The 21,353-nt window shown below is 47.6% G+C and carries 18 protein-coding genes; 3 read left to right on the top strand and 15 right to left on the bottom strand.

What is annotated here, in order from left to right:
- Window positions 1–60 precede the first annotated feature (60 nt).
- The 5 genes from MKY66_RS25585 to xylA form a co-directional block, all read right to left on the bottom strand.
- Window positions 61–687: a bifunctional 4-hydroxy-2-oxoglutarate aldolase/2-dehydro-3-deoxy-phosphogluconate aldolase gene (locus MKY66_RS25585; RefSeq protein ID WP_076212696.1), complete on the bottom strand. Its 627-nt coding sequence runs from the start codon at window positions 685–687 to the stop codon at window positions 61–63.
- Window positions 688–936: 249 nt separating this feature from the next.
- Window positions 937–3,078 carry a glycosyltransferase gene (locus tag MKY66_RS25590; RefSeq protein WP_256704269.1) on the bottom strand — a complete coding sequence of 714 codons (2,142 nt, stop codon included), beginning with the start codon at window positions 3,076–3,078 and terminating at the stop codon, window positions 937–939.
- An 11-nt stretch (window positions 3,079–3,089) separates the two neighbouring features.
- Complete coding sequence (locus MKY66_RS25595) at window positions 3,090–3,806, bottom strand: glycosyltransferase family 2 protein (RefSeq protein ID WP_256704270.1); 717 nt, start codon at window positions 3,804–3,806, stop codon at window positions 3,090–3,092.
- A 221-nt stretch (window positions 3,807–4,027) separates the two neighbouring features.
- A complete protein-coding gene (xylB, locus tag MKY66_RS25600; protein ID WP_076212699.1) occupies window positions 4,028–5,521 on the bottom strand; it encodes a xylulokinase in 1,494 nt (497 codons plus the stop codon).
- A gap of 690 nt (window positions 5,522–6,211) precedes the next feature.
- Complete coding sequence (gene xylA / locus MKY66_RS25605) at window positions 6,212–7,528, bottom strand: xylose isomerase (protein WP_036606941.1); 1,317 nt, start codon at window positions 7,526–7,528, stop codon at window positions 6,212–6,214.
- Between the two features lie 198 nt (window positions 7,529–7,726).
- On the opposite strand from xylA, the gene MKY66_RS25610 reads away from it, so the two are divergent.
- Both MKY66_RS25610 and MKY66_RS25615 read left to right on the top strand, forming a co-directional pair.
- On the top strand, window positions 7,727–8,893 hold the full coding sequence (locus tag MKY66_RS25610) for an ROK family protein (protein ID WP_076212702.1): 1,167 nt from the start codon (window positions 7,727–7,729) through the stop codon (window positions 8,891–8,893).
- 147 nt (window positions 8,894–9,040) lie between these two features.
- A complete protein-coding gene (locus MKY66_RS25615) occupies window positions 9,041–9,238 on the top strand; it encodes a hypothetical protein (RefSeq protein ID WP_017692236.1) in 198 nt (65 codons plus the stop codon).
- Between the two features lie 139 nt (window positions 9,239–9,377).
- Here MKY66_RS25615 and MKY66_RS25620 read toward each other — a convergent pair whose 3' ends face one another.
- Window positions 9,378–9,608: a glutaredoxin family protein gene (locus MKY66_RS25620; protein ID WP_076212704.1), complete on the bottom strand. Its 231-nt coding sequence runs from the start codon at window positions 9,606–9,608 to the stop codon at window positions 9,378–9,380.
- Window positions 9,609–9,670: 62 nt separating this feature from the next.
- Entirely contained in the window at window positions 9,671–10,612 is a 942-nt protein-coding gene (gene trxB, locus MKY66_RS25625) for a thioredoxin-disulfide reductase (RefSeq protein WP_036668032.1), read from the bottom strand.
- Window positions 10,613–10,868: 256 nt separating this feature from the next.
- Between trxB and MKY66_RS25630 the strand changes: the two genes are divergently transcribed.
- On the top strand, window positions 10,869–11,600 hold the full coding sequence (locus MKY66_RS25630; protein WP_076212721.1) for a ZIP family metal transporter: 732 nt from the start codon (window positions 10,869–10,871) through the stop codon (window positions 11,598–11,600).
- Window positions 11,601–11,723: 123 nt separating this feature from the next.
- Here MKY66_RS25630 and MKY66_RS25635 read toward each other — a convergent pair whose 3' ends face one another.
- The 8 genes from MKY66_RS25635 to MKY66_RS25670 all read right to left on the bottom strand — a co-directional run bounded on the left by MKY66_RS25635 (window position 11,724) and on the right by MKY66_RS25670 (window position 21,185).
- Window positions 11,724–12,533: an alpha/beta hydrolase gene (locus MKY66_RS25635; protein ID WP_076212723.1), complete on the bottom strand. Its 810-nt coding sequence runs from the start codon at window positions 12,531–12,533 to the stop codon at window positions 11,724–11,726.
- 130 nt (window positions 12,534–12,663) lie between these two features.
- Window positions 12,664–14,676 carry a heavy metal translocating P-type ATPase gene (locus MKY66_RS25640; RefSeq protein ID WP_076212726.1) on the bottom strand — a complete coding sequence of 671 codons (2,013 nt, stop codon included), beginning with the start codon at window positions 14,674–14,676 and terminating at the stop codon, window positions 12,664–12,666.
- 420 nt (window positions 14,677–15,096) lie between these two features.
- Window positions 15,097–16,404 (bottom strand): homocysteine synthase, encoded by a 1,308-nt coding sequence (locus MKY66_RS25645; protein WP_076212732.1) that lies wholly within the window; start codon window positions 16,402–16,404, stop codon window positions 15,097–15,099.
- A 238-nt stretch (window positions 16,405–16,642) separates the two neighbouring features.
- Window positions 16,643–17,488 (bottom strand): sugar phosphate isomerase/epimerase, encoded by an 846-nt coding sequence (locus MKY66_RS25650; protein ID WP_076212753.1) that lies wholly within the window; start codon window positions 17,486–17,488, stop codon window positions 16,643–16,645.
- A 37-nt stretch (window positions 17,489–17,525) separates the two neighbouring features.
- A complete protein-coding gene (gene kduD, locus MKY66_RS25655; RefSeq protein ID WP_076212756.1) occupies window positions 17,526–18,278 on the bottom strand; it encodes a 2-dehydro-3-deoxy-D-gluconate 5-dehydrogenase KduD in 753 nt (250 codons plus the stop codon).
- A gap of 77 nt (window positions 18,279–18,355) precedes the next feature.
- Window positions 18,356–19,114 (bottom strand): DeoR/GlpR family DNA-binding transcription regulator, encoded by a 759-nt coding sequence (locus tag MKY66_RS25660; RefSeq protein WP_076213059.1) that lies wholly within the window; start codon window positions 19,112–19,114, stop codon window positions 18,356–18,358.
- Between the two features lie 87 nt (window positions 19,115–19,201).
- On the bottom strand, window positions 19,202–20,041 hold the full coding sequence (kduI, locus tag MKY66_RS25665) for a 5-dehydro-4-deoxy-D-glucuronate isomerase (RefSeq protein ID WP_036668043.1): 840 nt from the start codon (window positions 20,039–20,041) through the stop codon (window positions 19,202–19,204).
- A gap of 160 nt (window positions 20,042–20,201) precedes the next feature.
- The gene (locus tag MKY66_RS25670; protein ID WP_076212759.1) at window positions 20,202–21,185 is read right to left on the bottom strand and encodes a zinc-dependent alcohol dehydrogenase family protein; all 984 of its coding nucleotides are present in this window, start codon (window positions 21,183–21,185) and stop codon (window positions 20,202–20,204) included.
- Between the last annotated feature and the right edge of the window lie 168 nt (window positions 21,186–21,353).

Below are 21,353 nucleotides of genomic sequence, written 5' to 3' on the forward strand. Positions count from 1 at the left end.
TCTAAAGGCACCTTCATATATATACCCAAATATACATATCCCTCATCTGACGCTGGAATCCTAGACTTCAGCTGCTTCCACAAATCTCCGTGCACATGCTGCAATCTGCTCATGATCTCCTGAGGCAAGGGCTTCTCGTGGCAAAAGTGCACTTCCCAGACCCACTGCAGCAGCGCCTGCTGCGTAATAGTCAGCAATATTCTCCAGTGTGGCACCACCTGTTGCCAGCAGTGGAATATGATTCAGTGGAGCTTTGATCTCACGCAGATACGGTATGCCCAGACTTGCCATCGGAAACAGCTTTATAACTCGTGCTCCCGCTTCATGAGCAGCGACAATCTCCGTAGGTGTCATGGCTCCAGGCCAGATCTCGACACCATGTTCTACAGCATATTCAATGACAGACAGATCGACATTGGGAGACACCAGAAATTGTGCGCCTGCAGCAACTGCTTCCTTCGCCATCTGCACATTCAGTACCGTACCCGCTCCAACAAAAGCCTTTCCTTCATGTCGCTCACGCCAGTCTGCAATAATATCATGTGCTCCAGGTGTGTTCAGTGTGACTTCCATCAGTCGGATTCCACCACTTGTCATACCTTGTCCAGCAGTTACTGCCGCTTCACGGCTTATACCGCGCACAATCGCGACCAGCCTTGACTCCAATAGTACTTCCGTCAAATTCATATCCAGTTCCCCTTGCTTCATCAATTCGGTAGCCGAAGACAGATAAACATGTTTACCGCTTTTCCGTTATTCATTATTGTAAAGCATATCCTCTCCTGGATGAAATACATTAATCCATTTTTCAATGTGAATCCGTCTGTCACCAACTCTATGATGTACTTTTATCACAACGCAAAAAACCTCTCCATGGAACATGGGCTGATTCACCCATTCAATTCCACGAAAGAGGCCGCATTTCGACTGAAAATACTAAGCGTTTTCCAATACGTTATCCTTCTCCAAATCTTTAAAGTAACGATCGTTATATAACATGCTCGGATGTGTTGGATGATAGGCAAGTGCGATATCATTATGTTCCCGGGCCTTGGCACGGTTCCCCATCCGGTCATAACACACACATAGTTGCAGATGCGGCATCCAGGTCCAGGCTGCTTCATTCAGCACTACCATAGGATCATCAGGACGTACAGCACAAGTCGCCTGTTCATACCAGAACAAGGCCTTGCGATAATCTTCACGGTCGGCAAAATAACCACCCAATCGACAGCAAATCTCGGCTCTTGGCAAATCATAGGCAAATGATCGGAACAACGCCGTGACTTCCTGCTCCGGACGTTCAAGTGCAGCTTCACAATCCGCAATTTTCTGGCAAGCAGCAATCTGATCTTCCACCCAGCCCAGTCCGGTGTCCAGAAACTTCTCATAGTACTTCACCGCATCCTCATGCTGTCCATGGTCCTTCAGCTCATTACCGAAATAGTACAAGTCACGCGGCCCGAATTCCTCTCCGGCCTGTTCCCTTTTGCGATAGATCCGAAGATTCCGATCGGTATACTCCTTATCTTTCTTGTGGGTAACCGCTATATCACTATGCAGCAGATTGCCCGCTACAGCCAGATATTCATGCACCGCCCCAATCCAGCGAAATTGCCGATCCCGACGCACCAGACGATTCCTGCGCAGGCTGTAGGCTACCTTGCCATCTGCTGTGAATGACAGGTTGTAATCCATCGTGACACTATCAACATCCGGGTCCAGCGAACGTTTCAAGGCGATCAGTTTCGCCCGATCTTCCGGTTCGAACACATCGTCAGCATCCAGCCACAGAATATATTCACTCTTTGCCTGATCGAAGGCATAGTTGCGTGCTGCTGCAAAGTCATCCACCCATTCAAAATCAACGATACGATCCGTATATCTGGAAGCGATCTGACGGGTACGATCCGTCGAACCGGTATCCACGATTACAATCTCATCGGCAATGCCGTTGACCGAGTCCAGACATCTGGCGAGGGAAGCTTCTTCATTTTTCACAATCATACACAAGGTAATACTGATCGTCTCCTCCCCTCGTCTGGCCCTGCGATTAAATGCAGATACCCCCGGCAGTTCGGACAAACGATAGATGTGGTACGCCGGAAGATGAGTATCGACGAATAAACGAAAACCCATTGCCTGAGCACGGATGCAGAAATGACGATCTTCGCCCCAGAAGGATACATTGGGAATCTGGTCATATGAAACTCCAGCTGCCAGAACATTTTTGCGAATAAGGGTACATGCCCCCAGCCCTCCAACTTCATAACAACCCGGGATCCGTAGTTGAGTTAGAAAAGCAGTCGTTTGCGTGCCCTCGTCCTCCGTCTCGGTTCCGTCTAATGTTTTGCCACCGCGGCGAAACAAAGCATACTCATCTTGCAGCCATACCTGCGGCATTTCCCTGGCATCCGGCTGCCAGCGGGTCCAAAAGATATTGGATACAATGTCTTTGCCACTCGATACAAGTTGCTCCAGCGTCCGCGGATGCAGCACCAAGTCAGAATCAATCAGGAAAACCGCATCGTAGTGATTGTCGCGTGCATATTGCAATATGCGATTTTTCAAACCGGCTACACGCCAAATCTGCTCATCCTGCCAATAGTGTCCTCCCTCATCCTTGCTGTACACCCCTTTGTTGTCAGGACTACCGCTACCATGTTCATCTGCTTGAATAACCGTCCCCTCATGCTGAAGCACAAATTCACGTAATATATTCGATGCGGCTTCTTCCACGTTATCGTCAACAAACAGATAGTCCGTCTTCACTGTGGTTCGTTCCAGTGCATGCAAAGAATCCAGAAATTCACGGAGCACCGGAGTGGTCTGACGAACCGGGCTGGCGATCAGTATTCTTTCCTGGCTAAGCTCTTCATGCTTTTCCGATTGATGGGTTTCCTGCGATTGATCAGAACGTCTGGGCGGTTGATCATTACTCCGGCTCTCTTTCTGATTCTCATTTGCGCTCTCATGTTGCTTCTCATTCTGATTCTCTTTCTCATGTGAATTCGGCTCTATTTGAGGTTGGGATTCTTCTTGCGATTTGCGTAAAGGGTCTTTCTTCAATGTACTCACGCCCCCTCTCCTTATTCGAACCATGCCAACAGTCGTGGCTCTTGATCCAATATCGATTCGTACTGTTCCTTCCAACCGTATCTCGCTTCAGGGTCCAGTGCTTGATAGCGTTCATATTTGCGGATGCGGTCTTCTTCCCGCGCCCAACCATAGTGCTTCACCCGGGGAGCATGACATCCATAGGACCAATGCTGGATCGTTAACGGAAAACGACCGCAATGCTGGGGGGTCTCCTTCCATTCATAGCTCATCCCCGGGTGATAACGAATCAGAAATGGCCGATAATAGGCATGCGCCTGCCAGAACTCATCTTCCCGGTAATGCGTCTCACTCCACATATCAAACAATCTGAAATAGATCGCATCTTCATTGCCACTGAGCAGCAGATCCCGTACCAAACCAAAGTCACTGGTTAGAATCTCATCCGCATCCAGATTCAAAATCCACTCCGGATTGGTCGCCACCGTCTCTTCCCATTGTTGTTTTCTCAAGCTTACCTCGTCTGCAAAACGTGAAGCAGCGTTCTCCACTAATACGAGTGGAATACCGTCCAGAAGTTCCCTGCACAGCGCGACCGTCCCATCTGTGCTTCCGTCATCAATGATTACTGCGCGATCAATCCAGGGACGATGTCTCTCCAATGCCTGCCTGAGATAGCGATTCTCCTCATTACGAACGATCATCGACAAGGTAATATGTGGTCTTCCATGTTCCTCATGTTCATCCAAAACTTCACCCCCATGCTCAAGCTTTAACCTATTAAAATGTCGGACACACGATGTCTGGACGAATCACAATCCTCTATTTCCAATCTATGCAGAGCCGGAATGCGGATATGCAGGCCAAAGAAACCTTTCATGGGGTTAATCTTGATGAACGACAAAAAAGCACCCGCTTTCGCGGATGCTTTTTAAGGTAATCACAAGATTAATGTAGTGAAATAAATGAATTAACGGTATTCAGCCAAACGATCATTGAGACTACGTGTCTGTCCATAGACTTCCTGGTACAGTGCAAACAGTCCATCATAGACGGCAACTGTTTCCGGGTTCGGCTCATAGGACTTCGCTGGACGAATAAATGCTGTTGCACATTCCTGCAAGGACGGGAACCAGCCACAGCCATAGGCAGCCAGCATTGCTGCCCCCATCGCAGGACCTTGTTCGCTCTCCAGCTTCACAATCGTGGCGTTAAAAACATCCGCCTGCATTTGCAACCAAGCTTCGTTCTTGGCACCGCCACCAATGGAGATGACTTCATTAACTGTTTTGCCTGCACCACGCAGAATGTCAATGGACTCGCGCAGCGAGAAGGTAATGCCCTCCATCACCGCACGTCCAAAGTGCTCCAGCTTGTGCCCTGCATCCATACCGATGAAGCTGCCACGGATATTCGCATCCGGATGAGGTGTACGCTCCCCAACGATATATGGTGTGAACAACAATCCGTTGCTGCCCGCCGGAACTTGATCGATGCCCTGCAAGAGCACATCAAATGATTTGTCCGCTGCAAACGTATCCTTGAACCAGGACAAGCTATATCCTGCAGCAAGTGTTACACCCATAATATAGAAGGCATCTTTCTCGCCGTGGTTAAAAAAGTGTACTTTGCCTTCGAAATCGAGATCTTTGCGCTCTTCGTAGGAAAGCACAACCCCGGACGTCCCGATGCTGCACATCGTCTGTCCTTCACTCAGAATACCTGCGCCAATGGCACCACATGCATTATCCGCGCCACCTGCATATACTTTCGTTGCAGCCGCCAGACCTGTTTGATCCGCAATCTCAGGCAGCAACGTGCCCACTTCCTCAAACGATTCCACAAGACGTGGGCAAAGGGAGATTGGCAGCTCGAATGCTTCTGCAATCTCGTTGCTCCACTGTTTGCCTGCAACGTCCAGTAGCAAAGTTCCCGCTGCATCAGAATAATCCATAGCGTAATCCCCGGTCAGGCGATAACGCACATAGTCTTTAGGCAACAGGAACAAGGATGCTTGCTGTAACAATTCAGGCTCGTTCTCCTGAACCCACAGAATTTTTGGCAAGGTAAAACCTTCCAGTGCACGGTTCCGGGCAATGCTTAACAGCTTGCCTTCCAGCACTTTTTCGATGCGACGGCACTGAGCCGTAGTACGTGTATCGTTCCACAGGATTGCATTTCGTAGCGGTTTGCCTTCAGCATCTACCAAGACCAGTCCGTGCATCTGACCGGAGAAGCTCAATCCCTCGATTTCCGAAGGCTGCACGCCAGACACTTCCAGCAATTTACGCAAGGAAACAATGGTCTGCTCTACCCAATCTTCGGGATTTTGTTCGCTGTATCCAGCCTTGGGCTGGTACAACGGGTATGCCTCGGATGCTTCAAATGCCACTTTTCCTTCGCGATTGACCAACACGGTTTTGACCGCGCTGGTTCCCAGATCGACGCCAATTACGTAACTCATAGGTTAACTCCTCTCGTTTGTAACAGGATTGTATAAATGAAACCCTCGATGCTCATGTGGTCACTCCGTGATCAGAAAACCCTTGGATCGCCGTTACCCCCAGATTTCCTTTATACCCTTTAGCAAGGGTGAAATCCGGGGATAAATGCGACCGCTCCGCTTCCTCGGGTCCTTTCTGCTCACTTCGTTCTGCATGATGATCCTGGACACACATGGATATGAAACGAGTAAAACGTACTCGTTTCTGTAGCCAAAAATCGTGCCAACGACGTCTATCCGTCATTGGTATATAAATGAAACCTTGATGCTCATGTGGTCACTTCGTGATCAGAAAACCCTCAGATCGCCGTTACCCCTAGATTCACTTTAATCCCTTTGAAAAGGGAGAAATCCGGGGATAAATGCGACCGCTCCGCTTCCTCGGGTCCTTTCTGCTCACTTCGTTCTGCATGCTCCATCTTAGACAACCATTTATATCAAAAATTTTAAAAAACCGCGTTATTTTTTAACCAAAAAACCGCCCTCGTCTTCCCAAGGGAAAGTCGGGGACGGTCCGAATGTCATGCTTGTTCAGGCGTTCCATGGTACAAGCTAATCTTGTGCATAGGCTAGTTTGGATACTAATGTCCAACACATATGAGTTGAGTAACCATCGGTGGTCGACGTGCACCAACCCTGCCTTATGCGCTATTAGTCAGCCAAGATGTACTGGTTAAGTTGTGCTCTCAGCAATTCCTGACGTCCGGATTGGTTTTTGCGTGGGCTTTCGTTGTTCAACGCGTACTCAGCAAGGGAAGCCAGTGTTGCTTTACCTGCAACCACATCTGCACCAATACCTTCGCTGAAGCTGCTGTAACGTTTTTCGATGAAGTCATCGAATACGCGATCTTCAATCAACTTCGCTGCTACTTTCAGACCTTTTGCATACGTGTCCATACCTGCAATGTGTGCCAGGAACAGATCGTCAGCTTCGAAGGAACCACGACGTACTTTCGCGTCAAAGTTCACACCACCACGGCCGATACCGCCGTTTTTCAATACTTCATACATTGTCAACGTAGCATCGTACATATCAACCGGGAACTCATCCGTATCCCAACCGATCAACATATCGCCTTGGTTTGCATCGAGGGATCCGAGCATGCCGTTTGTACGAGCAACGCGGATTTCGTGATCGAATGTATGACCAGCCAGAGTAGCATGGTTCGCTTCCAGGTTGAGTTTGAAGTGTTTGTCCAAACCGTATTTTTGCAAGAAAGCAATGGAAGTTGCTGCATCATAATCATATTGGTGTTTCGTTGGCTCTTTTGGTTTAGGCTCGATCAGGAATTGTGCATCAAAGCCAATTTCCTTCGCGTAGTCTACAGCCATGTGGAACATGCGAGCAATGTTGTCTTGCTCCAGTTGCATGTCTGTGTTCAGCAATGTGTCGTAACCTTCACGACCGCCCCAGAATACATAGTTTTCAGCGCCCAGACGTTTACCAACTTCCAGACCTTTTTTGATCTGTGCTGCTGCGTGAGCATACACATCTGCGTTGCAAGTGGATGCTGCACCAAACATGAAGCGTGGGTTCGAGAACATGTTCGCCGTGTTCCAGAGCAGTTTTTTGCCGCTGGATTTCATATGATCTTCAATCAGATCAACAATTGTATCAATGTTGCTGTAGAACTCACGCAGGTTGTTGCCTTCTGGTGCAATGTCCACATCGTGGAAACAAAAGAACGGGAGATTCATTTTTTCCAAAAATTCAAATGCCGCTTCCACTCGTACTTTCGCGAGGTCCAGACCCGAGTATTTATCCCACGAACGAACAGCTGTCTCCGCACCAAACGGGTCACTGCCGCCTGCAGTTAATGTATGCCAGTAAGCCATGCCGAAACGGAAATGTTCTTCCATCGATTTGCCGGCTACCACTTCTTCCGGATTATAATGTTTAAAAGCAAAAGGATTCTTGGAATCTTTACCTTCAAATGCAATTTTATTAACGGATTCAAAATAGGCCATGTGTAAAATGCCTCCTCAATAGTTTTAAGAAATCGTTTACACCGTTATCCTATCACATCGAATTTACTTTGTCTATTGGTTAAACAAAGTAAAATAAAATTGTTTTTTACATGTTTGTTTACGCTATAATAGTCGAATAACTTGTTTCGGATGTGGGTCAGAACCCTTTTATCAGAAGAATAGGAGTGCCTTAACCATATGAAAATTACCGGAGACCAGATGCTGGTCAAAAAAATAAACAAGTCGATCGTTCTGGATACGATCCGGCGCCATGCCCCTCTTTCTCGCGCACGAGTGTCCGAGGTTACGGGGCTGAACAAAGCAACGGTATCCAACCTGGTTGCTGATCTGATCAGTGATGACCTGGTGCAGGAGATTGGCCCTGGTGAATCCAGCGGCGGACGTAAACCACTCATGCTGCTGTTCCGAGGGACATCCGGCTATGCAGTCGGTCTGGAACTCAGTGTGACCCATTTGAAAGGCGTGCTTACAGATCTGGAAGGACACATCATTACAGAGTACGCAGTGACCTTGGAACATCATGACGTGTCCTCTGTACTGGAGCAATTGAAATTGGCAGCAAAACAGCTCATTGAAGCAGCTCCTGCTTCCCCTCATGGAGTCATTGGTATTGGCATCGGCGTGCCCGGCATGGTGGATGAGGCAGGAACGGTCCTGTTTGCACCCAACCTGGGGTGGGAGAAGGTAACTCTGCGCTCAATGCTTGAAGAAGAATTTGAACTGCCTGTAACGATCGATAATGAAGCCAATGCGGGTGCTCATGGAGAGCTGAATTTTGGGGCAGGTATCGGTGTCCGTCACATGATCTACATCAGTGCAGGCATGGGGATTGGTTCAGGCATCATGGTAGATGGTGAATTATACAAAGGTGCATGGGGCTACGCAGGGGAAACAGGCCATATGTCCATTGAAGCGGAAGGTCTGCCCTGCTCCTGTGGTAATCGTGGTTGCTGGGAGTTATACGCATCGGAAAAAGCTTACGAGCACCAGGATCATCAGCTAAAATTACCTGCTCATACCACACGGGAGCTAATTCATTATGCGGAGCAAGGCCACGATGCTGTTCAGGAATTATACAACACGATTGGACGCAAACTGGGGATTGGCATTACCAATATCGTTAACAGTTTCAACCCGGAACGTATTATCATTGGCGGTCCGCTCTCTGAAGCAGGTCCATGGATTGAAACAGCGTTAAAACAAGTTGTCGAGGAACGTACATTACCTTATCACCGCCGCAGTTTGCAGATTGAATGGGCAGCTCTGGGCAGCCGTTCCACCCGTGTTGGTGCCGCTTACTCTGCAATATCCCAGTTTTTAGGGAAAATCAGGGTGTCTGTCTAATAATAGATGAAAATTGACATCATTTTGCCCCATTTCCTCCCTTTTTGTTAAAGAAATCCAGATGTATAATGGGGTTATGTGATTTTTGTCATGGCTGTGTGAATCAAGCTGTGTTAATTCCGATAACGAAACGGAGTGAAAAGAAGCGTGACCTACGTGGATACTTCAGATATCTCGGCGCAAATGTTTGTCACCGTACTCCTGTTCCTGATTGTGCTTGCGCCCTTGTTCAGCCTTGGCATACTCCGATTGTTCCAGAGCAAAAAGAAGGCTGGTTTCATGTACATGCTGTCAGGATTGCTGGTGTATGTTGTATTTCAGACTTTCATGAGTATTTTTTTCTAGATCATATTCTGCGTTTGCACAAAAAACCGTACCCTTCCGGGTACGGTTCTTTCTATATCCTAACGGCTCGCGAAAACCGGAATTGCATATGAATCGAAATTTTCTTTCAACACATGATGATTCAGATAATCAGCCTGATTTAAGCGTCCAATGCTTTGGCAAATTGGGTTTTGTTCATACCCAGAATGCGGTGTTCACCAATGACAGTCAATGGCACGGCACGTACGCCCATGTCCCATACTTGTTGTGCATATTCATCGCTTGTTTCGATGTTGCGCTCTTCATAAGAGATACCTTTGTCAGCCAGGAACGTTTTTACGGATTTGCAGTTTGGGCAGTTCGTTGATGTATATACAATTACGTTTTCCATGTTTAATTCACCTCATATGGTTTTATATTAATCTATAGTTTGGTTGGAATCAGCTCATTCTATTACAGAACAACTGCGCTGTGCTCCAAGCTCTCAATGTATTTCTCTGTGTCCATGGCAGCCATACATCCGCTACCTGCAGCTGTAATCGCTTGTTTGTAACGTGTATCCTGTACGTCACCACATGCAAATACGCCTGGGATGTTTGTCTCGGATGTACCTGGTGTAGTCAGGATATAACCATGTTCGTCCGTCGTGATCTGTCCGCCAAGGAAACCAGTGTTTGGTGTGTGACCGATCGCTACGAATACGCCGCTTGCCGGAATCACTTCTTCTTCACCTGTTTCGTTGTTCAACACTTTCAGTCCGGTTACGCCGTTGTCGCCAGCAAGTACTTCGAGTGGTGTACGGTTCAAAGCCATTTCTACTTTTTCGTTGCTACGTGCACGATCCTGCATGATTTTGGAGCCACGCAGTTCTTCACGACGGTGTACCAGCGTTACTTTGGAACCGAAACGGGACAGGAAGCTTGCTTCCTCAAGAGCAGAGTCGCCACCACCGATGACAATGATTTCTTTGTTACGGAAGAAGAATCCGTCACATGTTGCACATGTGCTGACACCGCGGCCCACGTTCGTTTCTTCGCCAGGAATACCGAGGTATTTAGCAGATGCGCCTGTAGACAGAATCAATGTTTCCGATACGAGTTCACCCATACCTTCAACTTGAATCTTGAATGGACGCTCGCTCATGTCGATGTTGTTCACCCAGCCTGTACGGAATTCAGCACCGAAGCGCTCAGCTTGTTTACGCATGTTGTCCATCAGTTCAGGACCCATAATACCATCAGGGAAACCTGGGAAGTTCTCCACTTCAGTCGTTGTTGTCAGTTGGCCACCAGGTTGTGGTCCTTCAATAACGAGTGGGTTCAAGTTGGCACGTGCCAGATAGATTGCTGCTGTCAGCCCTGCAGGGCCTGTTCCAATAATAATTGATTTATACATGTATAGTTCCTCCCCCGGGTTCTGCAAAAAGGTTAGGCCCTCCGGCATCAAAAGCTTAGGCTTTTGCATACACTAGAACGAAAAGCCCACATCATGTCCACAAGTCCTGCCTGCGAAATGAGAATTGCCCTATGCAGAAACGGAATTCTAATTTATAATCATTCTAATCTGTTGTTCATTATGATCTCTTTTATGTACGGTGTCAATGCTCGGCAGCGATTATGAAGAAGTCTTCATCAGGAGGGAAAATGGAAGCATGAACGATGCACTCATTGGCAGTTTTATATCAGCCATGTCTACCGGCCTAGGGGCCGTACCGATTCTATTTATGCGCAGAATATCGCACCGTCTGCGTGATATTTTGCTGGCCTACGCCGCAGGTATTATGACCTCGGCTTCAGTGTATAACCTTATTCCGGAAGCACTTGGCCAATCAAATCTTTTTGTACTCGCATTTGGTATTTTACTTGGTAGCCTGGTTCTACTGGTGCTGGAGATGAAGATTCCACACGTCGATCTGGAGAATCCCGAGAAAATGCCTTTTAAAATTGAAACCAAAGCCTTCATGATTATTGCAGCCATCACCATGCATAACCTGCCGGAAGGGTTATCCGTTGGCGTCAGCTATGCAAGCTCAGATGAGAGCCTGGGCAATCTCATTGCCTTTTCCATCGGATTGCAGAATGCACCGGAAGGATTCTTGGTGGCCCTCTTTCTCGTGAACCAGAACATTGGCCGCTTCAAAGCGCTGGGTATTGCCACCCTGACCGGAGCGGTAGAGATTATTACAGCTATGATTGGTTACACCTTGAGCAGTCTCGTAGCTGGTCTTGTGCCTTATGGTCTGGCCTTTGCAGCCGGTGCGATGATGTTCATCGTCTATAAGGAACTTATCCCTGAGAGTCACGGCGATGGTAATGCACGTGTGGCGACGATGTCGTTTTTACTCGGGCTCATCACGATGATTGGTCTGACCGAACTGTTTTAATTGAAGACTAAAGAACCCGAGCGAACAGTCCAAGACTGTCGACCGGGTTCTTTGTTTAGCCACAAATGAAGATTCCATGAAATTACTGGGATCGTCTGTCAGAGGTATTGCGCCCACTCCTGATCAGGATTGGATGAAACGAATCAGTTCCGAATTGAATTTTTCCAATTCATCATAGAATGCACCATGACCGCTCTCTTCAAAAGCAATAAGTTGAGACGAAGCGATGCCTTGGTGCATCTGCTCGGCGAACTCAAACGAACAGATCTCATCTTTTTTCCCGTGCAAAATGGCTGTTGGCACCTGAATGGAACTCAGGTCATCTCGCAAGTCCTCATCCCGCAACGCCATTGCACTGCGAATGGTACCATAAGATGAAGCTTCCATGCCGAGGGCGTGGAACCAATCCATGAAGGGCTGGCTGTGTTTCTTCGCGAAGAACATGCCGCCAAACGTCTCCAGTAACTTCGGACGATCTGCAAAGATCGGCTCAATGATCTGCTCGTTCAGCTGCTCTGAAGTCAATCCATACGGATAACCTTCACGCTGTGTGAACACAGGTGCTGCCGCAGATAACAAGGCCAGCTTGGAGACACCATGTCCCTTATGGCGAGCCATGTAATGTACTGCGATCGCTCCACCCATAGAGAATCCTGCGAGTACCGCGCCTTTCAGCTCCAGATCATCAATAACGGCACGAACATCGTCTGCCATGCGATCATAATCATATCCTGTGGAAGGCTTATCCGATAAGCCATATCCTCTAAAATCTATCGCAATGGCACGAATGCCATGGTTCGGCAGTACGTTCAATTGGTATTCAAACATTTTATAATTAACAGGCCAGCCGTGCAAAAAGACAACCGGGGTTCCTTCGCCAATATCTTCAACATATACTTTTACATTTGGTTCCACTTGTACATAACGTCCCATATTCACAGCTCCCTTATTATCGAATCGTCTCTTCGAATCATTACCCGCTGACCCAAGGTTCAAACGTAAGCCGTTCAACCAGCCGCATACTACCAGCGAGACCAATTAGCCATTTCCTCTTCTAATCTCATTACCGTAGCAGCCTAAGCCCATTCAGAATAACCAGAATTGTACTGCCTTCATGACCTACCACACCCAGAGGCAATGCGACGTCTTGGAGGAAGTTACCCGCAATTAAGGCCAGAATAACGGTGATGGCAAAACACATATTCTGCTTCACCGTGCGCTGTGCTCGACGAGCCTGCCCAATCACCCAAGCGATCTCTTCAATGTTATCGTTCATGAGTACCGCATCAGCGACCTCCAGTGCAGTTCCGCTGCCGGACAATCCCATCCCCATACCCACAGTAGCTGCTGCAAGTGCCGGTGCATCATTGACACCATCCCCTACCATTAACACAGGACCATACTGTTTGCGGAGCGCTTGGACCTGCTTCACTTTATCTCCAGGCAGCAAGTCTGCATAGACCATGCTTACTCCAGTTTCACGCGCAATTACAGAAGCTGATCTGGCTCGATCTCCTGTTAACATGGCAACTTTTACACCCATCGCTTCAAGCTTTTTTACTGCAGCTGCTGCCTGTGGCCGTACCGTGTCCCGCATCGCGATCAGCCCGACTAATTCACCATCAGCCATAACAGCGGATACGGTTTTCCCCTCCCCTTCAAGACGGGAGCATACATCGCCCCACTCAGAAGATACCTTCACAGGGTTAACATCATGTTCATCTGGATCAACGTTGCTGCCTGTCATCTTCTCTGACTGCATTGATCCCAGTACATCTGTTTTGCCAATGCTCCAGACCACATCGTTCACAGTTCCTTCGATGCCCCAGCCTGTGAGAGCCTGTACGTGTTCCGCTTCCTGGAGTGTAATATTCTCCTTGTTAGCCTGATCTACGATGGCACGAGCCAAAGGATGCATCGAGAGGTTCTCAATGGCCGCTACCGCACCTAACAACTTGGCGCGATCTACATGTTCAGCCGTAATAATATCGGTGACTTGAGGGGTGCCCATGGTCAATGTACCTGTTTTGTCAAAAGCCACGACCCGCGTGCGAGCCATATTCTCCATATGGGTACCACCCTTAAAGAGAATGCCACGACGGGCGCTGCTGGACATCGCGGACAGCATGACAGGCATGATCGAAGACACCAATGCACAAGGCGAAGCAACAACCAGAAACACCATCGCTTTATAAAATGCCTCATTCCATGTCCAGCCAAGCAGTAGTGGAGTTCCTGCAATCACAAGTAAAGTCACCCCTACAACAATGCGTGCGTATATTCCTTCAAACCGCTCCATGAAACGTTGGGAATCCGGCACTTCTGCCTGTGCTTCTTCCACCATTTTAATGATTTTGCCAAACAGTGACCCTTCAGCCGATTTTGTGACCTCTACATATAAGGCACCCTCCCCGTTTACCGTACCTGCGTAGACCTCATCCCCCACAACTTTGTCCACAGGCAGGGATTCTCCGGTGATGGACGACTGATTGATAAAAGAACTCCCCCGGTACACGACACCATCTGCTGGGATGAGTTCTCCCGGTTTGACCAACAGCAGATCACCCGGCTCCAGATCATCAATAGCCACAAGGTTCATCTGTCCGTCCTCAATACGCAGTGCAGTCTCCGGCTTGAGCGCCAGCAACGATGAGATATCCTTATGACTGCGCTCTGTCGCATAACTTTCCAACGCACCACTGAGTGCAAAAATAAAGATCAGCATCGCGCCTTCATTCCAGTAACCAATGGCTGCTGCCCCAAGGGATGCGGCAATCATCAGCAGGTTTACATCCAGATCACGGTCCTTGACCAGTGTCTCGATGCCTTCCTTCGCTTTGGTCCAACCGCCAACGGCATACGCCACAATGTAGAGCATGATGGATAAGGTACCAAAATACGGTGCAGTTCCCCAGGCAATCAGCATCAACAGCCCGCTGCCCAATGCTGATTGCATCTCTTTTTTCTGTATCATGGCTCGAAAATCAGGCTTCTTGCCCCGATTGGGGCCGGGTGTTTGGGCTGAGCGTTGTTCTGCTTGTTTCTGTCTGTGTAGAGGTTGATGTATCGCTTGCATATGAATCACGTTCCTTTCGAATGGTAGGTTTGCGGATGACGAGTCTGCTAAATTCCGCTCCCAAAAATGAAGTTGTATTGAGAATGAGAGCCATTGTTAATGCCCTAAAAATGACACATGCTGCTGCGGGAATCCCGCAGCAGCATGGTTTGTGAATGATTTTGCAATAATCTAGAATGAGAATGATAATCATTTTTGTGCTTATGCAATTATTTTTACCCAATACAACTTTTAATCAGTATATGCCTGTGGTCCTCATTTGTAAATGGGCTTTTTTCGATGGATAGTCATACATGCGTGTTCAAAAGACAAAAAGCCGCTGTCCCGGAGGACAACGGCTTTAACCATCTATTGATATTCAATATGACCTGTTTATGGCCTACCACTTAAGTGATTATTTACACATCCACCCAATGCCATTTACGCGCCTACACTTGCTCCCTGACTTGCTTTGATGGCTTGCTCCAGATCATAGATAATGTCTTGAATGTTCTCGGTGCCCACAGACAGACGAATCAACTCCGGATTAACCCCTGCTGCGGTCTGTTCATCTTCGGTCAACTGTGCGTGAGTTGTACTTGCCGGGTGAATAATCAGTGACTTGGAATCGCCCACGTTTGCAAGGTGAGAGAACAGTTTGACACTTTCAATCAATTTGCGACCTGCGTCCGCACCACCTTTGATGCCAAAGGTCAGAATGGCACCCTGCCCTCTTGGTAGATACTTCTGTGCAAGCTCATAAGAACCATGGCTCGGCAGACCTGCATAACTTACCCAAGACACATCCCCATGTTTCTCAAGGAATTCCGCAACCGCAAGGGCGTTGCTACTATGACGCTCTACGCGCAGATGTAATGTCTCCAGTCCTTGCAGCAACAACCAGGAGTTGAATGGAGAAATTGTTGCACCCAAGTCACGCAGAAGTTGTACACGAGCTTTGATAATATAAGCAATCGGTCCAACCGCTTCCGTATATACAACACCGTTATAACTGGAGTCCGGCTCCGTCAATCCAGGGAACTTGCCACTTGCTTTCCAGTCAAATTTTCCGCTATCCACGATAACGCCACCAATGGATGTACCATGACCGCCAATAAATTTCGTTGCAGAGTGAACGACAATATCTGCGCCATGTTCGATTGGACGAAGCAGGTACGGACTTGGGAACGTATTATCCACGATCAAAGGAATTCCATGTTCATGAGCAATCGCTGCCACCGCTTCAATATCCAGTACATTCCCCTTTGGATTACCGATCGTTTCGGCATACAATGCTTTCGTTTTCTCCGTAATCGCTGCCCGGAAATTCTCAGGATCACTGGAATCCACAAATTTCACGTCCAGACCCAGTTTCGGCAAAGTCGTCGAGAACAGATTGTATGTACCTCCGTACAAACTTGCCGAAGACACGATCTCATCGCCTGCACCAGCAATATTCAGAAGTGAAAACGTAATGGCTGCCTGACCAGAAGCTGTAGCCAGCGCTCCAGCCCCGCCTTCCAACACCGCAATCCGTTGCTCAAACACGTCGGTTGTTGGATTCATCAGACGGGTATAAATGTTGCCAAACTCTTTCAAACCAAACAAGTTAGCTGCATGCTCGGTGTCCTTGAATCCATAGGATGTTGTCTGATACAAGGGTACAGCTCGTGCGTTGGTGGTTGGATCAATCTCCTGGCCTGCATGAATTGCCAATGTTTCAAATGAAAGCTCACGTTCGTTTGACATAAATCTGAATCCTCCCTCGATATATACGTTCTTGAAGTTCCTGATGTCTTCGCATGGTGGCGTATGTTTTCCATATTCTCTCACAAGATGTCGTATTTGAAAAGAATTATTTCCGATTGTTCCGATAAGAAATATTAAATATGTGCTTTATCGATTTCTGTACCAAAAAAACCTTTGCACTCGCAAAGGTTTTTCAGCTACTTTGGCTTCGGCATGCAATACCTCATCCAGGGGTTGGTTAGACCCGAACTGCACTCCATACTTCACGCAAATGTTTGGCTGCAGGTACAGCTTCCTCCGCAGTTACGCCTTCAAGTGAAATATCAATATGCGGCTTGTACGTTTTTAGCAATTCAAAAAATAACGGGTAATCCAGTATCCCTGCCCCAGGTACCGGATTGTACTTCTCTCCCTGTGCATCAAAGGCTACATCTTTGGCATGGATCACAATCATGCGCTGATACAGCGATTCCATCACCTCGCGCAAGAAAGCCCCTTGATCTGCTGCATGTGGTTGTTTGATCAGATTACACGGATCGAACAGCATCCCCAGATTCGATGAAGGAATCTCTTCAAACAAACGTGTCATATGTTCATGGGTATGAAGAGTATGTGTGGACACAGGCTCAATCGCCGCATGCACGCCCCATTTCTCCGCTTCCTCAGCCAACTCCTCAACCGTTTCTTTCAGCACACTCCACGCCTTCTCTTCATATCCATCCGGATGTGTATCCTGATAGGTGTCCAAGCTCCCGGTCTCCGTTGCTACCATGCTGCAACCAAAATCCCGGGCATAACGCAGATGCTCCTTGAATCGATCAATGTCCGCACGTCGTCTTACCGGATCAGGGTCAATCGGATTAATATAACAGCCCAGTACCGCAATCTTCACCCCGCGCTGTGCAAATTGATCTCCAATCTCATTTGCCAGTCCAGGGCTGAGCTTGCCATTCGATGAGTCCACATCGGATAATGCTTTGGCCAGCGCCAGCTGTACGGAATTAAATCCATTATCCGCAATCGTCTGCGCAAGCTGTGCTGTAGGCTGTTTGCCAAATGTATGCGCCAGAATACCAAGTTTCATCTCACTGCCTCCTTATGCTAATCCGATTATCAAGTGATTAACGTGCCATCCAGCCGCCATCGACATTCAGCACATGACCATTCAGATAATCCGAAGCGGCAGATGCCAGAAAGACAACCGGGCCTTTCAGATCTTCAGGTGTTCCCCAACGCCCCGCAGGAATACGGGCTGTAATATCCCGGTAACGATTCTCGTCCGCACGGATCTGGGTAGTATTATCGGTTTCCATATAACCAGGTGCGATACCGTTAATCTGGATTCCCTTCCCTGCCCATTCATTGGCGAGTGCTTTGGTTAAACCGGCAACGCCATGTTTACTGGCTGTATACCCTGGCACGTTGATCCCACCTTGATAGGACAACATGGATGCAATATTAATGATTTTGCCACTTCCGCGTTCAATCATATGTCTGCCTGCCAATTGGCTTAGGAAAAATACAGTGTTCAGGTTCAGACCAATTACATCATGCCAGTCCTGCCCTGCATGATCAACCGCAGGTGTGCGACGAATGATTCCGGCATTGTTGACGAGAATGTCAATTCTGCCCTGGAACGCAAGCGCCTGTTCGAACACTGCCGACAACTCATCTTCACGACTTAAATCCGCTTCAATCACATAAGCTTTGCGTCCGAGTGCTTCAATGGCACTTGCCGTTGCCGCAGGCTTGGAATAAGAGACCAGCACCACATCAGCACCTGCTTCTGCCAAACCAATGGCCATCCCTTGTCCAAGTCCTCCCGAGGTACCTGTTACCAGTGCAACTTGTCCGCTTAAATCAAATGGGTTCATGAATGATTCCTCCGCATGGTTTTGATATGCAATCCGTAGAGCCGTCCGTTCTTTAATCCCATGAATAATGAATGAGGTTAACTTTGATAATCCACTGTGACACCGCTCTGCTCGTATAAGGCAACCGTCTCTTCATCCAAACGACTATCGCTGATAATGTAGTCCAGTTCCGAACACTGGGCGAAAGTTCGCAGTGCAAATTGTCCGAATTTATAATGATCCACAACGCCGTATACTTGCTGCGAGGCAGATATCATTGCTTTTTTTAAAGGAACCAGATCTCCCGTGTATATGGATAATCCAAATTCCGGATGAAGGGCTGTCGTGGATATAAAGGCTTTATGAATGTTAAGACTGGATATAAACGTAGCCGTATCATCCCCAACCAACATATTCCGTACACGCGCCCCGCCAGGCACAACCAGTCGCACTTGCTCCTTTTTGGTCAACTCCGCAATAATGAACAGGTCATTGGTCACCACCGTCAGCGGTTGATTATCGAGACGTTTGGCCATCTCTAGCGTGGTGCTGCCACCATCGAGAGCAACGATATCTCCAGGTCGAATGTAAGCAAGGGCACGTTCAGCAATCTCCGTCTTCTCCGAATGATGCTTCTCGGTAACTCCGCGGCTATTCAAGATGCCATACTGGTCATTCTGAGCCAGCATAGCACCACCATGGACACGTACGAGCAGTCCCATACTCTCCAACTTGTCGAGATCCTCTCGCACAGTCTTCCCAGTCACCTGCAGCAGATCACTAAGATCACTGACGGTTACTTCCTGACGCTCCAACAGAGCCTCCATAATTTTTTCATGTCTTTTCAATGGATTCATCATAATCAACTTCCTATACTACCTGAGTCAAATGAATGAGTGTTCTAGCGTCCACCCTGTCAATTTAACTCAGACATCTGTAATTTATTATTTCAGGTCTTTCATCGCTACGCCGTCCATATCTTCGAACGTCTGGTTCTCACCAGCCATCGCCCAACAGAAGGTGTAATTGCTTGTACCCACACCACTGTGAATGGACCAGCTTGGGGAAATGATCGCCTGACGGTCGCGTACAACCAGATGGCGTGTTTCGTTTGGCTCACCCATCATATGGAATACAACACCGTCTTCAGGCAAGTTCCAGTACAAGTATACTTCGGAACGGCGGTTATGGGTATGTGCAGGCATCGTGTTCCACATGTTACCCTTGTTGAGTTCGGTAATGCCCATCACCAACTGACAACTCTGAATTCCACCTTCTCCTTGGTGAATGTAACGATAGATCGTACGCTCATTGGAAGTTTCGATGCTGCCCAGATGATTCGGCTGAGCTTGTTCTTGTGTTGCTTTTACTGTTGGATAGGTGTGGTGAGCCGGTGTGGATACAAAATAGAATTGGGCAGGTTGAGCCTTGTCACTGCTCGTGAACACAACCTCCTTCACACCTCTACCGATGTAGAGACATTCCTTCGCTCCAATCTCATAACCTTGTCCATCCGCTGTCACTGTTCCGTGACCACCGACATTAATGATACCGATTTCACGACGCTCCAGGAAAAAGTTCGTTCCGATATCTTTCAGGTTCACTTCAAGGGTAATGTCCTTGCTCTCAGGTACAGCCGTTCCCACAATATAACGATCCACATGAGAATACACCGTTACCAATTCATCGGTTGCAAACAGTTGTTCCATCAAAAATTCCTCACGCAGGCGAGATGTATCATACGTTTTCACTTCATTGGGATGTGCAGCATAACGATTTTCCATTATTAATCCATTCCTTTCGTCATTTAAATTAGTTGGGATTGAGTTTGAACATGTTCATATAAGTTCATTTTAGTTCATTATGTATCTTTTGTGTACCTTTATTTTCGAAAAAGTAATTTATGTGATAATGAGATTAAGACTTTTTTCCAAGTCTTATGTACTAATGTAATAAGAGAACCTTCCCCTCGATACCCGATTCAGCCGCTGCAATAGCCTGTTGTACATTCGTTAGGTTATACGTCGCCCCAGTGTTTGCCATGACAAGCCTCCCTGCTCTGACCAGCTCCATCACCTCATGAAATACCTGTTCCCAGCGTTCTTGCGAACAGCGTTCCACCCAATGTTTTAACCAGAAAAGTTTCACATGAACTTGTGTTCCCCGGGTTGCTTCATGCCATAACGGTGTGATCCTCGAAAGTAGTCCTACACTGATGACCGTACCATTTGGCTTAAGGCAACTGACCAACTGTTCCCCGTCTGTCCCTCCAATACAATCCACGGCTGCATCAGCACCGCGCCCCTCTGTTAATTCCGTAATTCTAGCCTGTAGCAACTCTTTCGTTGTATTGATAACAGAAACTGCTCCAAGACGATACAGTTCAGCAGTATGACGATCATCTCTCGTAAGCGCAATCAATTTAAATCCATAGATTTTTGAGATCTGTGCAAAGATTCGTCCGATTGCAGATCCCCCTGCATTCACAATCAGGGTATGATCACACGTAAGCTTAAGCACCTCTGTACAGATCAACCAAGCCGTAACCGGATTAATATAGAGCTGACTGGCTGAGTGATCATCGATATCATTTGGCAAGATGATTGTATGACGATCCAAGGTCTTCACGACGTCCTGCCAAGTATTCTCACCTTTTAGCGGCAAGACACGGCGCCCCAACATTTGATTGGATACTCCCGGCCCTACTGCTTCTACTATCCCCACACCCTCAAACCCGGGAACAGCTGGTAATCGGGTACGATGCGGGTAAGCTCCTCGAACAGGAATAATATCGGAGGGATTAATAGGCCGAGCATACATCCTCACTGCTAATTCACCGGGGCCAGGGGGTATCACATCTTTTTCTTCCATACATAACACTTCGCTTGGTTCGCCAAAACGATAATAACGGATTACCCTAGCTTTCATTGGTACATCTCCTAAAATAATTTTGCTAAAATAGCCTAGCTAAAATATTGAATATATTGACTGAGTGTATAACAATAATATCACTGGTAAATTATTTCATAAACGACTTATTAAGATATAATACAACTTTTTTTCATTAAAATTTGCGATAACTTCTGCTTAGAAAAA

Source organism: Paenibacillus sp. FSL R5-0766, assembly GCF_037971845.1.
Classification (GTDB): Bacteria; Bacillota; Bacilli; order Paenibacillales; family Paenibacillaceae; genus Paenibacillus.

What these genes read in the sequence shown, in the direction of transcription:
- MKY66_RS25585 (WP_076212696.1), bottom strand. Translation starts at nt 687, where the DNA reads ATGAATTTGACGGAAGTACTATTGGAGTCAAGGCTGGTCGCGATTGTG.
- xylB (WP_076212699.1), bottom strand. Translation starts at nt 5,521, where the DNA reads ATGAGTTACGTAATTGGCGTCGATCTGGGAACCAGCGCGGTCAAAACC.
- xylA (WP_036606941.1), bottom strand. Translation starts at nt 7,528, where the DNA reads ATGGCCTATTTTGAATCCGTTAATAAAATTGCATTTGAAGGTAAAGAT.
- MKY66_RS25610 (WP_076212702.1), top strand. Translation starts at nt 7,727, where the DNA reads ATGAAAATTACCGGAGACCAGATGCTGGTCAAAAAAATAAACAAGTCG.
- MKY66_RS25620 (WP_076212704.1), bottom strand. Translation starts at nt 9,608, where the DNA reads ATGGAAAACGTAATTGTATATACATCAACGAACTGCCCAAACTGCAAA.
- trxB (WP_036668032.1), bottom strand. Translation starts at nt 10,612, where the DNA reads ATGTATAAATCAATTATTATTGGAACAGGCCCTGCAGGGCTGACAGCA.
- MKY66_RS25630 (WP_076212721.1), top strand. Translation starts at nt 10,869, where the DNA reads ATGAACGATGCACTCATTGGCAGTTTTATATCAGCCATGTCTACCGGC.
- MKY66_RS25635 (WP_076212723.1), bottom strand. Translation starts at nt 12,533, where the DNA reads ATGGGACGTTATGTACAAGTGGAACCAAATGTAAAAGTATATGTTGAA.
- MKY66_RS25640 (WP_076212726.1), bottom strand. Translation starts at nt 14,676, where the DNA reads ATGCAAGCGATACATCAACCTCTACACAGACAGAAACAAGCAGAACAA.
- MKY66_RS25645 (WP_076212732.1), bottom strand. Translation starts at nt 16,404, where the DNA reads ATGTCAAACGAACGTGAGCTTTCATTTGAAACATTGGCAATTCATGCA.
- MKY66_RS25650 (WP_076212753.1), bottom strand. Translation starts at nt 17,488, where the DNA reads ATGAAACTTGGTATTCTGGCGCATACATTTGGCAAACAGCCTACAGCA.
- kduD (WP_076212756.1), bottom strand. Translation starts at nt 18,278, where the DNA reads ATGAACCCATTTGATTTAAGCGGACAAGTTGCACTGGTAACAGGTACC.
- MKY66_RS25660 (WP_076213059.1), bottom strand. Translation starts at nt 19,114, where the DNA reads ATGAATCCATTGAAAAGACATGAAAAAATTATGGAGGCTCTGTTGGAG.
- kduI (WP_036668043.1), bottom strand. Translation starts at nt 20,041, where the DNA reads ATGGAAAATCGTTATGCTGCACATCCCAATGAAGTGAAAACGTATGAT.
- MKY66_RS25670 (WP_076212759.1), bottom strand. Translation starts at nt 21,185, where the DNA reads ATGAAAGCTAGGGTAATCCGTTATTATCGTTTTGGCGAACCAAGCGAA.